This is a genomic window from uncultured Rothia sp. (genome assembly GCF_916715725.1).
Classification (GTDB): Bacteria; Actinomycetota; Actinomycetes; order Actinomycetales; family Micrococcaceae; genus Rothia.
This window is the reverse complement of the sequence record NZ_CAKAPD010000003.1, coordinates 59909-75150: the sequence shown is the minus strand read 5'-3', so window position 1 is coordinate 75150 and position 15242 is coordinate 59909. Positions and strand designations below refer to the sequence as shown.

Here is a 15242-nt window from a genome sequence, read left to right as displayed (position 1 = left end):
CGACTTCACAACACTGCGAATACTCTAGGAGAAATTCCATGAAGAGCATGTCTGTCTCTCGCCGTACCCTCCTGACCGGCACCGTTGCCCTCGGCACCGTCGGTCTGCTGGCTGCCTGCGGTAGCTCGAAGGAAAAGGTTGGCGGTAGCGCCGCTAACAACGCTGAAGATATTCTGAAGAACCTTCAGGTCAACAAGCAGGACCGTTCCTCCCTCAAGCAGGGCGGTACCCTGACCCTCGCAGCTACTGCGCTGGGCCCCAACTTCAACCTGCAGACCCAGAGCGGCTACACTTCCAGCAACCTGGATGCGCTGGCACCCTGCAACATCCCCGCTGTCATGGGCTTCTACACCATGAGCCCCGACGGTGAAGGCACCCTCAACCCCGAGTTCTGCCTCGAGCACAAGACCGAAACCGTCAACGGCGTGCAGACCGCGACCTTCAAGATCAACCCCAAGGCTGCCTTCAACGACGGCACCCCCATGGACGTGAAGGCTGTGCAGGCTTGCTGGAAGGTCTACCGCGCAACCACCGACAACCCCTACCACATCACCGACAACACCATGTGGCAGCAGGTTGAAAGCATCGAGGCTGTTGACGGCGACAACTTCCACGTCAAGGTCACCATGAAGACCCCGTACTACCCCTCCGAGGGTCTGTGCGCCTTCGCAATCCACCCCGCCCTGGAAGACGTCAACCTCTTCAACGACGGCTTCGTTGACAAGCCCCTCGACCAGTACTGGGCTGGCCCCTTCAAGATTGGCGAGTGGAACTCCTCCCAGAAGGTGCTCACTCTGGTCAAGAACGACAAGTGGTGGGGCGAGAAGCCGATTCTGGACCGCATCATCTGGCGTCAGATGGACTCCGAAGCAATCCGTGCAAGCTTCAAGAACGGCGAACTGGACGCCTTCACCTTCGTTGGCGCAACCAGCTACAACGCTGTGAAGGGACAGGCAGGCACCGAGATTCGCCAGAGCCAGAACACCAACGTCAACATCATTCAGCTGAACCCCAAGCGCATCGAAGATCTGGCACTGCGCCGCGCAATCCTCGCAGCCGTGGACCGCGAGCAGATTGCTAAGGCATACTTCTCGCAGCTCGGCTGGACCGAGCCGCTGCCCGGCTCCATCATCGCAATGCCGTTCCAGAAGGGCTACCAGAACAACTACGCTGGTGACACCGGTGCACAGGCAGCTGGCAAGATTCTGGAGGCCGCAGGCTACTCTAAGTCCGGCGACTACTACGCTAAGGACGGCAAGGTTGCAGGCTTCGCCCTGACCTCCTTCGGTTCCGAGGCTGTCTACCAGGCGGTCTACCAGATTCTGGAGCAGCAGCTGAAGTCCGCAGGTATTCGCCTGAGCGCTGACAACCAGCCGCAGTCGAACTCCAACTCCGTGCTTGGCCAGAAGAGCTACGAAGCAATCTTCACCGGTTGGGGCGTTCTGCCCGACCTGGCTTCCTCGGCACCCTACTTCTTCACCACCGAGGTGTTCGGAGTCGGTGACCCCGAGGTCGATAAGCTCATCGAGAAGCTGCAGAACACCGAGAAGGAAGACGAGCGCATCAAGATCGCTAACGAGGCGGAGAAGCTCTACTACGAGAAGGTCGCAGTGTACCTGCCCTACGCAAACGGCCCGATGTACGCCGCTGCTAAGGCTAAGATCGCGAACTACGGTCCGTCCCTGTTCAAGCAGAGCTACACCAGCGCTGACTACTGGGTCAACGTTGGCTGGCAGGAGTAAAACAGGCGCGAGTAATACCGTTTTCGGTAATGCTCTAGTCGTCCTGTAGGACTCGAAATCCCGGGTACTCTCACGAGAGAGTGCCCGGGATTTTTCTGTTCCCCTTGTTCTGTGCCCTTTAGCGGGACACGTTAGCGGGATATGTAATTACAAAAACTGGGGGAGGGGAGTGCTCCTACGTTAGGTTGCTACCACTCGCCCAGGTACAGGGCGCGCTCCTGCAGGTACCTCAGCATCTTCGGGTTCTGCTGCAGATAGAAGATACGGTAAATGCCGCCTCCAGCAACGATGAAAGCCAGCGGGAAACCCAAAATCACGAGCACACGGCTCATATTGGCGGACAGGTCAAAAGGATCACCGCTGGTTGCCACCAGCACAATCCAGAGAGAATATCCCACGCAGGCGAGCAGAGTGCCCCACATGCCGCGCACGAGCCAACTCACCAGCGTCACCGCAATGACCCACGCCAGCGCCAACGTGAACTGGTGCCGCTCCGCCTGAGCCCATGGGAGCGCCCCCACGTAAATAATTGCGGGGATGCCCAGGTACCCGGGGATATTCAGCGAGGCAAGAATGTTCACACAAAAATAGCCCAAGAAAATAGCGCTCAACGATGAGGACAGGAACAGGTGCAGGGGAATCATGCCGTCGCTGCTATAGACGGCGGTCGGGCCCGCGTACACGGTTTCAAACATGAGGGTCAGTGGAGTCATCATGTACTCAATCCAGACGACCAGCGCAAAAGCACCGAAAATGCCCAGAGCCTGCATCAGCGCAATCAACCGTGAACGCGCATCGTGAGGAATGGTGAAGCTCTGACCTTTCGCCTTGACGCCGCAGACATGAACGACAGCCACCATCGCCGCGATGCACAGCACCCAGCGCACGAGGACCCCCGGCAACTCAGGAAGACCTCCATAAGCCCCCGTAGCGGGGTCACCCCAGGCTCCGGGGAGCAGCGTAATAGCGTGAGTACCCTCGGGGAGACTGGTGGAGGAAGCAAGCCGGTGCGGCTCGTAGATAACCCACCACAGAAGGCACGCTGGAATCAGCGCGGAGAGCTTACGCAACAGAACCGGAAACGGCGCGGACTCGTAGACGAGCGCCTCAAGATTGAGCCGGCGCATCAGCCGCCGAACAGGAGAAAGAGCGCGTAGCTCTTTTTGCTGCTCTTCCCACACCTCGGTATCCCATGTCCTAGTATCAGAAGACATCATCGTATTCCCTATCACTTGAGAACTTCCTTGTTGAGCGTATTCTTACACTAGCAGAAATACCCCCCCCGGCTAGTGCCTAAACCCCAGCAAACCCTGCCTAACAAACCCTGCCTAACAAACCCTGCCCAGCAAACCCTGCCCAAAGAATCAACACATCAGGAAGCAGGGTATAAAGGAAAGGGGCCCCACCGTAATGGTGGGGTCCCTTAGAGCCTATAAAGCGAACTACTTAGTGGTCACCTTCAGGACAGTGCTCAGGTTCTGGTGAGCAACGCCCGGCAGACCCTTCACCTCAGCGAACTTGCGGGTGTTGGTCACAATAACCGGGGTAATCAGCGGGTAACCCGCCTCCTTGATAACCTCAGGATCGAACTCAATCAGAGCGTCGCCAGCAGCAACAACATCGCCCTTAGCAACCTTCACGCTGAAGCCCTTACCGTCCAGGTTCACGGTATCCAGACCAACGTGAATCAGCAGCTCAATGCCGTTCTCCAGCTTCAGACCCACAGCGTGGCCCGAGGGGTAGGTTGCAGCAACCTTACCGGCTGCGGGAGCAACAACAGTGGTACCGGTCGGCTCAATAGCCACACCCTCGCCCAGCTTGCCAGCAGCGAAAATCGGGTCCGGAACATCAGACAGAGCAACAGCAGTACCCTCAAGAGGAGCGTGCAGCTCAATGACCTCACCGGAGGAAGCAGCGGGTGCAGCAGCAGCGGTCGCAGTAGCGGCAGCAGCCGGAGCCGCCTTAGCAGCAACAGCCTCAGCCTTGGCCTTGGGTGCAGCCTCAGCATCCTCAGCCTTACGCTCCGCAGCGTGCCTTACAGCGTCAGCCTTCGACTCGTAACCGAACAGCAGAACACCGGTCATAGCGCCGAAGAACGCAATAGCCAGACCAATCACGTACAGGTAGGAAGGCTGCATAGCCGGAATCGACAGCAGCGAAGTGAACGCGAACGCGTAGGACTTAACGCCCAGGAAGGAAATGGTAGCACCACCAATAACAGCGGGAACCAGAATAATCGGGATCACGCGCTTGTAACGCAGTACCACACCGTACATCGACGGCTCAGAAATACCACCGAGCAGACCGGACATCGACGCACCGATAGCGGTCTGACGCAGCTCACGGTCATGCTTCGCACGGATAGCCACACCGGTGACCAGACCGAACACAGCGAAGTTGTACGCACCCATCGGGGACTGAATGAAGTCAGTACCCATGGTCTGCAGGTTGTTAATCATGACAGCGTTCAGCGGCCAGTGCAGACCCAGCGGAACCATGAACAGGTACAGGCCAGCAATCAGAGCACCAACCAGAGCCGGAGCAACATCGTTAATCATCTTCAGGAAGTCAGAGATGCCCATAGCCACACCGATACCGATGGGGCCCACCAGGAACGCGGTCACCGGAACCAGAATCATGACCGAAATCATCGGCACGAACACCATCTGCAGCATCGAAGGAATAACCTTCTTCAGGAAGCGCTCAAGCGGAGCCAGCAAAGCAACAGCCAGCAGCGGGGGGAAGACCTGACCGGTGTAGCTGAATGCGTACAGCGGCAGATCCAGACCGAAGAACGGAACGTTCAGAATCTTAGTGGTCTTGTCAGCCAGAGCAGTCAGATCGGTGAAAGTACCGGTCATCAGTGCAGCGGGGATAGCCGCACCAACCCACATGTTCGCGCCCAGACGCTTAGCAGCGGTAGCACCCAGCATAATGGGCATGAAGTTCAGAACCGACAGCGAAGCAGCCTTCAGGATGTACCAGAAAGCGAACTGCTGCATCCACTGGTTGTTCAGAGCCTTAGCAGCCTCCGGGTCAGCCACACGAGCACCGTTAATGATGTCGATGTTCACGCTCTGACCGGTCAAGTCAGTGTACTGGCCGAAGAAACCCAACTGCTGCAGGAACACGATCAGGGTCAGAATCATCGAGGTGCCCAGCAGTGCCCACAGCAGAGGACGGAAGGAGTCAGACAGGACGTCGAAGACGTTGGTGATCCAGCCAGCCTTCTTGCCTCCAGCCTCAACCTTGGTGTCACCCTCAGCGTGGCCGGACATAGAAGGCAGAGCGTTGATCTCGTTGTACACAGCCTCAACGCGATCGCCCAGAACAACCTGAGTCTGGCCGGACTGCTCAATCACAGAGAGAACGCCGGGCAGGCCCTCAATCTTCTTGTTCTGCACTGCATCGTTAGACACAGGAGTGACACGAAGGCGGGTTGCACAGTGAGTAATGTGCGCGATGTTCTCGGGGCCACCCAGGCCGTCAAGAATCTTCTCGCCAAGTTCGCGGTTATTCACGATACTTCCTTAGATATGCGGTCAATGTCTATGCGGTTGTTGCCGGAGGCTGTGCCTACCTGACGTTGCGGTAGCCGAAAAAGCCCCGGAAAACACGTCCAGAAAACACAAAAGACCCGAGTCTCTCGACCACCGGAAGCACTACACTCGTGCCCACTATGGAGCTTCGGTACAGCAAATAGAGGGGATTCTCGGCAGATATATGCTACCGTCCCATACGGTGTTGAGTAACTCAGGTCTTGCCTGCCAAACCAGTAACAACCCTGAAGAAGGTTTCCCTTCTCAAATAGTTCCCTGTAACTCTAAGGGTTTTCCCAGGTTAAGAGCAAGGTGAGAGGCAAAAGCTATCAGAAGCTGTTAAATGTTTCACCCAGGTGATAGCTGAGAATAGCTGAGACACGCTCTCGGCGCTGACTGCGGGGAGCCTCCCGGCTGGAATCCAGCAGGGCTCAGGCAAAGCCTAGGCAGGGTCCCAGAGCCCTCCGGTACGCTCAGATACGCCCCGGACCGGGTGCTTTCGAAGACGGCGCTCTTGAAGACGCGGAAGGGCCCCGCATCCACAGGATACGGGGCCCACACGCTACCGAAGCAGCTACCTTCCGACTAACTACTTAGCCGGGAAGAAATTCAGCGGAGCAACCTCCAGCTCAGGGTAATTACGCTTCTGCCAACGGCGGTTACGATGCGCATTCACCTCAATCAGCGCGGCACCCAGAGCGCCGGCACCCAGAGCCGTCCACAGCAGATGCGGGAGCACAGTAACGAACTGGTGGTACTCCACCAGAATCGGCACGAACAGCGCCGCGAAGAACACCGCAAGCAACGCGCCAAACAGCAGAACACGAGCACGGTTGAACGGACGAGCCACCGCAGCCAGGTTCCACAGACCCATCATTACCAGAGTGATGAACGAAGCCGTCTGAATCTGGCGGATATCCTCAACACCCATGCCACGAGCCGTGAACGTCACCGCCAGCAGCATCGCAACCACAATAATCGAGTTCGGGACCGTGTAATTCAGCACGCGGCGCAAGAAGCCCGGCACGTAACGGCGCGAATTCGGCAGCAGAGTCAACGCGAAGGACGACGCACCCACAATCAAGAAGTCAGCGGTCGAGTACTGACGCGGCAAGAACGGGAAGGTCAAACCGAAGAGGCTGAACAGAACACCCAGCAGAATCGCGAAACCGGTCTTCGTCAAGAACAGGTTCGCCACCATCTCAATGTTCGTAATGACCTGACGGCCCTGCTCCAGCGCAGCCGGCAGAGACGAGAACTTACCGTCCAGCAGAACCAGGCGAGAAACAGCCTTCGTCGCAGGAGCCGCGTTGCCCATCGCAATACCCAAGCTTGCATGCTTGAGCGCCAGAGCGTCGTTAATGCCGTCACCGGTCATCGCCACCACATGGCCGCGCTCCTTCAGCGCAATCACCATGTTCTTCTTCTGCTCGGGCGACACACGACCGAAAATATTGTGGGTAGCCGCAGCCTCAGCAAGCTCCGGACCATCCTCGGGCAGAGTCGACGCATCAACCGCACCAGCGGAAGTATCCATGCCCGCAGTCTTCGCAGCCGCAGCCACAGTGAACGGATTATCGCCCGAGAAGACCTTCAACGTCACGCCCTGACGGTGGAAATACTCCACAATCTCAGGCGCATCCGCACGCACATTCTCACGGAAAATCACGAACAGAACCGGGGCAGCATCCGACGGAATCTTCTGAACCGGCTCATCCTTCTCATTACGGACCACCGCAGAAGCATGCGCCAAAACCATCGTGCGCAGACCCAGCGCCGCCAATTCAGCCGCACGCTCGCGCTCAGCGGTACCCTTGGCGAGAAGCGCCTCCGGAGCACCCAGAAGCCAGGCGCCCGAATCCTTAAACTCAATCGCGCTAAAACGCAGAGCCGAGGAGAACGGCACAATACCGCTCACCGACGCCGAGGAAGCATCCGGGAAACCGCCGGTCAGAGCCGCCGCAGTCGGGTTCGCGTTCTCATCGTGACCGAACCACGCCAGCGCCTCATTCCAGCCGGCAGGCAGAGAAGCACGCCAAGAAGTGTGCTCCGCCGAGTCAGCATCCGGGCCCTCAGCCTCAGCAACGGTGTCCAGCGGGCGCACCGAATCAAAAATCACGCCACCCTCAGTCAGGGTGCCGGTCTTATCGAAGCAGACCACATCCACACGAGCCAGAACCTCAACCGCAGGCTGCTCCTGCACCAGGATGTTGTGCTTACGACCCAGCGCCACAGCCGCCGCCGCAAACGCCAGAGTAGTCATCAGCGCCAGACCCTGCGGAATCATCGAAGCAACCGAGGACACCACAGCAATAGAAACCTGCTCCCACAGATGGTTCTGCTGCACGGTCTCCAGTCCACCAGCCGCCTGAATCTGACCCCACGACACCACAGGGATAATGACCGCAAGACCCACCGTAATCCAGCGGACCACACGGTTCAGCGCATCACGCAGCTCAGACTGAATACGCGAGAACTGACGCGCCTCATCAGAAATCTTGCTTGCACGAGAATTCGCACCCACGTGAGAGAGCAGGACGCGGCCGGTACCACCCAGCACACTCGACGCCGACAGCACCATATCGCCGGGGCGCTTAGCAATCGGGTCGTTCTCACCGGTCAGCAGGGACTCGTCCAGCTCCAAAGAATCGGAGGTGAGCACAATAGCGTCCGCGGGAACCTGATCGCCGCGCTTAAGGATGACAACGTCACCCTCAACCAGCTGCTCCATCGGAACCTCGATGGTCTTGCCGTCGCGCACAGCAGTAGCGGGGGAGCGGTCCAGCAGGGAGATGCGGTCCAGCTCCAGCTTTGCCTTGTACTCCTGCACAAAACCAATCACCACGTTAGCGATCACAGCCGCCAGGAAGAGCAAATCAGCCCAACGCTGGTACATGATCACTACAGCACCACAAGCACCCAACACAAAGTTAAAGACCGTGAAAAGGTGCGCACGCATAATGCTCCACAGCGTGCGGGAAGACTTATTGTTCTGGGTATTGACCCTACCTTCAGCAGTCAGGCGAGCAACATCATCGCTACTCAAACCGTGCTGGGCAATATCGAAAGATCCGCTATGCGGTGTTTCAGAATATTCGGGAATGTAGCCGGCAACGGCAGCCGTTGCCGTTTTCTGCTGAGGATCCATGCAGGGGTCTCTTTCTCGAATGGATGGAATGCTGAACTGAATAGAGTTCAGCATTGCGGACACTACCTTTCAGTGTATCTGTGCAAGCGGGGATAAAGATAATCTCCGCCCTGTAATGAACTGATATTTACAGCCATTCCAGAACGGAGATTTAATATATGCGAATATTGGCATATTTTGAGATGGAAAGTGTTTGCTGAATGGCTTGCTAACGCGCTGACAGAATCAGCGCGACAGCAGGATTAGCGTGCTAGCAGGTCAGCGCTTTGGCAGAATCAACAAACGATTCGTCACCGGATGCCTCAACACCTCAATCGGATGCTGATACACCTCAGACAACAACTCCGCCGAACACACCTGCTCAGGGGTGCCCGAAGCTACCACCTCGCCACTACGCAACAACACCATACGGTCAGAATACGCAGCCGCCACATCCAGGTCATGAAGCACCGTCAACACCGCCGCACCCTCAGCAGCCAACTCACGGCTCACCCGCAACGTCTGCTCCTGATGCGTAATGTCCAACGCCGCAGTCGGCTCATCCAAAAGAATCAGCGGAGTCTGCTGAGCAAACACACGCGCCAAATGCGCGCGGCCACTCTCACCACCGGACAGAGTCGTAATATCGCGATCCGACAAATGAGTCACCGAGGTACGCTCCATCATCGAAGCGACCACGGCATCATCCTCTTCCGCGCGCTCCGTGCCCTTCCACGGGGTGCGGCCCATCTGAACCACCTCATGCACCGTGTACGAAAACGCCACATTCAACTTCTGCAGCAGCATCGCACGCTGACGCGCCATCTGGCGGGCAGGAATCGAACCCAGAGGGGTGCCATCCAGCAGAATCTCACCGCTACTCGGGGCAATATCACCAGCAATCACACCCAATAGAGTCGACTTACCGGCACCATTGGGACCAATTAGCGACACAACCTCGCCCGCAGAAACCGACAGAGACACATCATTCAGAATCTGACGCCCACCAGCGTTAAAAGACACGCCAGAAAGGCTCAACAACTCACTCACGAAGCACCTCCGCCCTGGCCCAGGGAACGACGCAACAACACAAAGAACGTCGGGCCGCCCACCAAAGCCGTAAAAATACCAATCGGCAAATCAGCAAAAGGCACCAGCGTACGCGCACCCAAATCAGACAGCGCAATCAACAAGGCACCACCCAACGCCGAAGCCGGCAACAACACACGATTCGACGGACCCAAAATCATGCGCAACAGGTGCGGAATAATCAGGCCAATAAATGCAATAATGCCCGCATACGCCACCGCAGCACCGGTCAACAGAGCCGTCGCCGCAATAGACACCGCACGTAGGCGCTCCACGTTCACACCCGAATGCTGCGCCGCGCGCTCACCCAACGCCAGAACATCCAGCGAAGAAGCCATCACGAAACACGCCACCAAGCCGATGAGAATAACCGGCCACACGCTCGCCACGGCCTTCCACGTGGCGCCGTTCAGCGAACCCATCTGCCAGAACACAATCTGATCGCGGCTCGTCGTATCAGCGATAAACATGAGGAACGCGATAATCGCATTCGCCACTGCGGTCACCGCAATACCCGTCAAAATCATCGACAGGACCTTCGCACGCCCCGAAGAACGCGACAGGAAATACACCAGCGCAGTAGCCGCCAACGCGCCCACAAACGCGAACGCAGGAGTCGTGAAAATGCCGAAGAACTGCAGGTTCAACACAATCGACAAACACGCGCCAACCGCCGCACCCGAGGAAACGCCAATCACGCCCGGCTCAGCCAGCGGGTTGCCGAACACTGACTGCATCACCGCACCGGAAGTGCCCAACGCGGCACCCACCAGCACGCCCAACAGCACACGCGGGAAACGGATATTCCACAGGGTGCTATCTGCCAGCTGCATCGCAGGGTTCTCCGGGGCAAGACCCAGATGGCGGCCCACAGAAGCAACCACCTGATCAATCGGGATGTTGTACTGACCCAAACCTGCAGACAGCACCATCACGGCGCACAGCGCCACCGCCAAAAACGTAAAGGTCAGACCGGCACGACGCCGACGCGACGCACGGTAATCCTTCGCGCCCGCCGCACTCTTCACGGCTGCCACTACTGGGCTCCCGCAGGAGTCGAGTACGCAGCCTTAGCCAGCGACAAAAGCACCGCCGGAGTATTCGGGCCGTAGGACAGAATCTGACCGTCACCCATATCAATAATGCGCTTATTCTTACCGGCAGTCGTCTCACCCACACCCGGGCGAGCCAAGAAACCATCCAAACCGCCGGTGGACTTAATGCCGCCGCTCATGGTCAGAATGACGTCCGGGTTCAGCTTTACCAGCGCCTCGCTGGTCGCCGGAATAATGTTCGTCGCGTTCTGCTCAGACGCCACATCCTTGCCGCCAATAGCCTGAATCAAATCATCAGCGCCAGAGCCCTTACCGAGCACGAAGAACACGCCAGCGGTACCGCGCACGTACAGGAACGCGAACGACACCTGCTGTGCACCCTTCGGGGCAACGTCCTTGAGTACCTGCAGGGCATAATCCAGGTCCTTCTGCACGCGGGCTGCAACCTGCTCGCCCGCCTCCGGAACGCCCAGCGCCTGCGCCACAGCCTTGAGCTGCGGAATGATCTTATCCATACGACGTTCATGATCGAAGACCACAACGGTCACGCCCGCTGCGCGCAACTGGTCCACAATCTCAATCGGGCCGTTGCTCTTATCCCACAACACCAGATCAGGGGAGGTCGCCAGAATCGCCTCAGCGTTCAGATCGTGACCGTTCTGAGTCACCAGCGGAAGATGAGCCAGCGACTGCTCCGTCGAGGAGGTGACACGACCCACCAGTCGGCTACCCAGGCCCAGCGCAATCATCTGCTGAGCCAGGGTGCCGTACAGATCCAGTGCCAACACACGGTCGGCGGACTTAACGGTCACCTCAGTGCCGTTGAAATCCTTGAACGTCACCGGGAAAGCCGGAGTGGGGGTATCGACCATCGGCTGAATTTCGGGGGTATCCGCCGCGCTATTGGGGCCGCGCAGAGCCTTCTGATCAGGGGCAATAGAAGAACGCAACTGATCGGCAAGGTTCTCCAAAACGGTGCGGGTGCTCTGCTCATCCACCGCAGCCTGCGAAGTACTTGAAGAAGTAGCCGGGTTCTGAGTACCCACACCGCAAGAGCTCAGCAGAAAAGCGGAAGTGATAGAGAACGCCGCATACTTCATTGCATCGCGGCGGTTCAGAGCAGAAGAAGAAAGGGAAGAAAACATCGTAGTCTCGCAGAAAAAGGGGAGCTAGAAAAACTGGGGTAGGCGCCGAGGCAAAACCTGGCACCTGAAGCGGGGGTGCAGTGAAAATCTGCACCCCCGCACGGGCCGTGTCGGCTCACCGGTGAACCTCATGGTTGAGTCTCACGGGCGAGCCCACAGTGTGGGCATCCTCGTGAGGTGCCGTTATGCCTTCTTGCGGCGGCGAGTGTACACGACGGTACCCGCACCGGCTGCAACAGCGATGAAGCCTGCAACCAGGGTGCCCTCAACACCGGAGGCACCGGTGGAAGCCAGAGGCTTGCCGGTGACCGGGTCGCAACCCTCACCCTCGTAGACGGTTTCGGACACGGTCTTGGTGGTGGTCTTCGCGCCGTTAATCGCCGCGGAGAAGCTCAGCGGAGCCATGTCCTTACCGGCGTCGTAGAAGCCAGCGAACGCCTTCGCGCCTTCAGCGGTCAGGGTGGTTGCCGCGCCGTTGACGCTCACAGCGTCAGCGGAGCTCTGCAGACCGGAAAGATCCACCTTCAGCAGTGCCACCTCACCGTAGTTAGTTGCCTTGCCGGAGGGGTCATTGCTGTTCATGGTCGCGTAGAGAGTGCCGGAATTGCCGTTAATCTCAAGGCGCGGGTTCGCAATGGTGGTGTCCAGAATGCCGTGGTGACCGGTGAAACGAACCGAACCGCTGAAGGAGATAGAACCCTTACCACCCTTGAAGGTGCCGGTGCCGTTAGACCAGTTGAACGCATCCGAAGAGTAGGAGGTGCCGTTCAGCTCCCAGCTGCCGTTTGCGATGCCGCCGCGCACGTAGTTGCGGAAGGAATCACGCACGCCCCAGCCGAGGTTAGCGCTCTTGATGGTGCCGTCGGATGCGCCCTGCTCCTGCACCTCGCGGGTGCGGGTGACGGGTACGCAGACCGGCTGTGCCGGGTTGTTGCTGACCGAGCCGTTCGAGGAGGAGCCGCCGTTAGAAACGCTGCCGGAGGTGCCTGCCGAACCGTTAGAGCCGGAGTTGCCGGTGGAGTTCGAGGAACCGTTGTCGGAAGCGCCGTTCTCAGAACCCTTGTTATCGGAGGACTTGTTCTCGGAGACGCGAGGAACCTCAACGGTGTTCTCTGCGGTCTGCTCGCTGAGCTTTACGGAGAAGCTCAGCGGTGCCATGGCGTTGTCGGCACCGCGGTACTGGCCCGCGAAGAGCACGTCAGAACCTTCAGCGGTGAGCGCGACTGCTGCGTTCTGCGCCGAGAAGACGCCGTCCTTCACGCTCGCGCCGGAGAGGTCCACCTCGGCGATAGCCAGGCCGGTCTTAGAAACGGACTTGCCGTCGCGGGTCAGCGCGTCAACGTCAGCGACCAGGGTGCCCTTGCCGTTGACGACGACCAGGCGCATGTTCTTGATGGTGCTCTTGAGCTGACCGTTGTGGCCGGTGAACTCTGCGGTGCCCGCAAAGTTGATTTGACCGGTCTTGGTCTCGGGGTTGTACACGCCGGATGCCTGAGTGTACTTCAGGCCGCCTGCCGCGGTCTTCTCCATGCCCTCAACGTTCACGGAGCCGTGCGCGAAGCCGGTCAGGTACTTCAGGAAGGACTCGCGGATATCCCAGCTGAGGGTGCCGGACTCGACGACGTTGCCAGTGACCTTTTCTTCACGCTTGGGCTCGGTGGTTGCAGCGGGGGAGGAAGGCGCCGCGGAGGTGGGGGCTGCGCTCGGTGCGGCAGAAGTGGGCTCGGCGGGCTTGGGTGCCTCGGTGGTCGGTGCGGAGGAAGGCTCGGCAGGCTTGGGTGCCTCGGTGGTCGGCGCTGCAGTCGGCTCTGCGCTGGGCTCAGTGGAAGGTACGGGCGCGGGTGCTTCCTTGGTCACGATGGTTGCGGAGAAACCGAGCGCATCCAGCTCCTGACCAGCCTTGTAGAAGCCGGCGAAGGCGCCGGTTGCCTCTTCGGAGAGCTTGACGCGGGTGCCGTTTTCCTCGTCAACGCTGGGCAGGGTGATGGTGTTACCTTCAACCTTCAGACCGGAGGCGTTGAAGGTGCCGATGGTCATGTTCTTGGTTTCGACCAGGTCGTTCGGGGTGGTATTGCCGTTGTAGGGGCGCGACTGAACGTTGGCGCGCACGGTGCCCACGCCGTCCTTAATGGTGACGGAGAGGTCGGAGATGATGACTTCCAGCAGACCGTGGTGAGCGGTGTAGTGAATTGAGGAGCCGGTGAAGGTGACCGAGTATTCGCCGTTGGCTACGGTGCCTTCGGCGGAGGTGAAGCGGTAGGAGCCGTCTTCGTTGGTGGTGACGCCGGTCAGTTCCTGGGAGCCCTGGGAGAAGGCACCGTTGATGTAGGAGCGGAAGGACTTCTTCAGGCCCCAGTTGACGGTGACGTCCTGCAGGCTCTGCTCTGAGGCTGCGGCTACCTCACCGGCGCTGACGTGGGAGTTGGTTTCAGCCGCGAAAGCCGCGGGTACGCCAGCGATGCCGCTGAGGCCGATGGTTGCCGAAGCCAAGAACGCCCAAGTGCGCTTGGTGAGAGAGGGGGTAGACATTCGGTGTCTCCTTGGATTCTGTGATTGTGGTGTTCGTATCAAGTCTAGCCCTATTAGCCTATGTTTGTGTAACTTAATGCCTAGGGTGACTTGTGTATGAGGTTTACCTTAGCAAATTTTTTGTGAGAGCTATTGCCAAAACCGGTTTTTGGTGACAATATGTCATTAACAGTTTGGTGACACAGTGTCATCAAAACCTTTATTGTTCACCCACAAGCCGCTATAGGAGCTCACCAATGACTATTACCGCCCCCGCAACCACCCAGGAACGCTTCTCCGCACGCCTGAAGGAAAGCACCAAGCACGTCCACGACAACGCCGAACACTCCACCTTCATGGAAGACCTCATGGGCGGTTCCCTCAACACCGAGGCATACCTGCGCCTCATCAACCAGTACGTGCACATCTACGAAGCACTCGAAGCAGTCTCCGAACACTACCGCGCAGAACCCAACCCCATCACCGAGCCCTTCACCCACCCCGGCCTCGACCGCGCAGAATACATCCGCGCCGACATCCGCGCGCTCGGCCAGGACGGCGACATCGACGCGCCCCTGCCCGCAACCGCAGAATATGTAGAGCGCATCCGCGCCACCGTCAACTCCCCCGAACGCTACCTCGCACACCACTACCTGCGCTACCTAGGCGACCTCTCTGGCGGCCAGGCAGTCGCAGCACTCGTCAACCGCCACTACGGCATCCCCGCCGAAGCACTGAGCATGTACCGCTTCACCGAACTGCCCAAGCCCAAGGTCTTTAAGGACGGCTACCGCGAACTGCTCGACAATGCACCCCTGACCGACGAACAGCGCGAAGCCCTCATCGAAGAATGCATCGAAGGCTTCCGCATTAACGCCTCCCTGTTCGCGCAGCTGGGACGCAAGGTCGCCGAGGCATAAACACCGAACACCTCAACGCACAACGCCTAAACGCTCAACGCACAAGCCAGCGGGCATAACAAAAGGGGCGGATGCTTTCACAAGCATCCGCCCCTTTCGGCGTTAGTCTCAAACTAG

At 58.6% G+C, this 15242-nt stretch carries 9 protein-coding genes; 2 read left to right on the top strand and 7 right to left on the bottom strand.

What is annotated here, in order from left to right:
• Positions 1-38 precede the first annotated feature (38 nt).
• Positions 39-1742 (top strand): ABC transporter family substrate-binding protein, encoded by a 1704-nt coding sequence (locus QZ822_RS03165; RefSeq protein ID WP_294642537.1) that lies wholly within the window; start codon positions 39-41, stop codon positions 1740-1742.
• A gap of 188 nt (positions 1743-1930) precedes the next feature.
• On the opposite strand, the gene QZ822_RS03160 is transcribed toward QZ822_RS03165, so the two are convergent.
• The 7 genes from QZ822_RS03160 to QZ822_RS03130 all read right to left on the bottom strand — a co-directional run bounded on the left by QZ822_RS03160 (position 1931) and on the right by QZ822_RS03130 (position 14226).
• Positions 1931-2959, bottom strand: a complete 1029-nt coding sequence (locus QZ822_RS03160; RefSeq protein WP_294642535.1) for a dihydrodipicolinate synthase — start codon at positions 2957-2959, stop codon at positions 1931-1933.
• A 225-nt stretch (positions 2960-3184) separates the two neighbouring features.
• A complete protein-coding gene (locus tag QZ822_RS03155) occupies positions 3185-5263 on the bottom strand; it encodes a glucose PTS transporter subunit IIA (protein WP_294642533.1) in 2079 nt (692 codons plus the stop codon).
• A 607-nt stretch (positions 5264-5870) separates the two neighbouring features.
• Positions 5871-8429: an HAD-IC family P-type ATPase gene (locus QZ822_RS03150; protein ID WP_294642531.1), complete on the bottom strand. Its 2559-nt coding sequence runs from the start codon at positions 8427-8429 to the stop codon at positions 5871-5873.
• A 258-nt stretch (positions 8430-8687) separates the two neighbouring features.
• Complete coding sequence (locus QZ822_RS03145; protein WP_294642529.1) at positions 8688-9458, bottom strand: heme ABC transporter ATP-binding protein; 771 nt, start codon at positions 9456-9458, stop codon at positions 8688-8690.
• A complete protein-coding gene (locus QZ822_RS03140) occupies positions 9455-10534 on the bottom strand; it encodes an iron ABC transporter permease (protein ID WP_294642527.1) in 1080 nt (359 codons plus the stop codon). Before QZ822_RS03140 ends, QZ822_RS03145 begins: the two co-directional genes overlap by 4 nt.
• Positions 10534-11697 carry a hemin ABC transporter substrate-binding protein gene (locus tag QZ822_RS03135; RefSeq protein ID WP_294642525.1) on the bottom strand — a complete coding sequence of 388 codons (1164 nt, stop codon included), beginning with the start codon at positions 11695-11697 and terminating at the stop codon, positions 10534-10536. The genes QZ822_RS03140 and QZ822_RS03135 overlap by 1 nt, the downstream gene beginning before the upstream one ends.
• 183 nt (positions 11698-11880) lie before the next feature.
• A complete protein-coding gene (locus tag QZ822_RS03130) occupies positions 11881-14226 on the bottom strand; it encodes an HtaA domain-containing protein (protein ID WP_294642523.1) in 2346 nt (781 codons plus the stop codon).
• Between the two features lie 236 nt (positions 14227-14462).
• Between QZ822_RS03130 and QZ822_RS03125 the strand changes: the two genes are divergently transcribed.
• Positions 14463-15125 (top strand): heme oxygenase (biliverdin-producing), encoded by a 663-nt coding sequence (locus tag QZ822_RS03125; RefSeq protein WP_294642521.1) that lies wholly within the window; start codon positions 14463-14465, stop codon positions 15123-15125.
• Positions 15126-15242 lie beyond the last annotated feature (117 nt).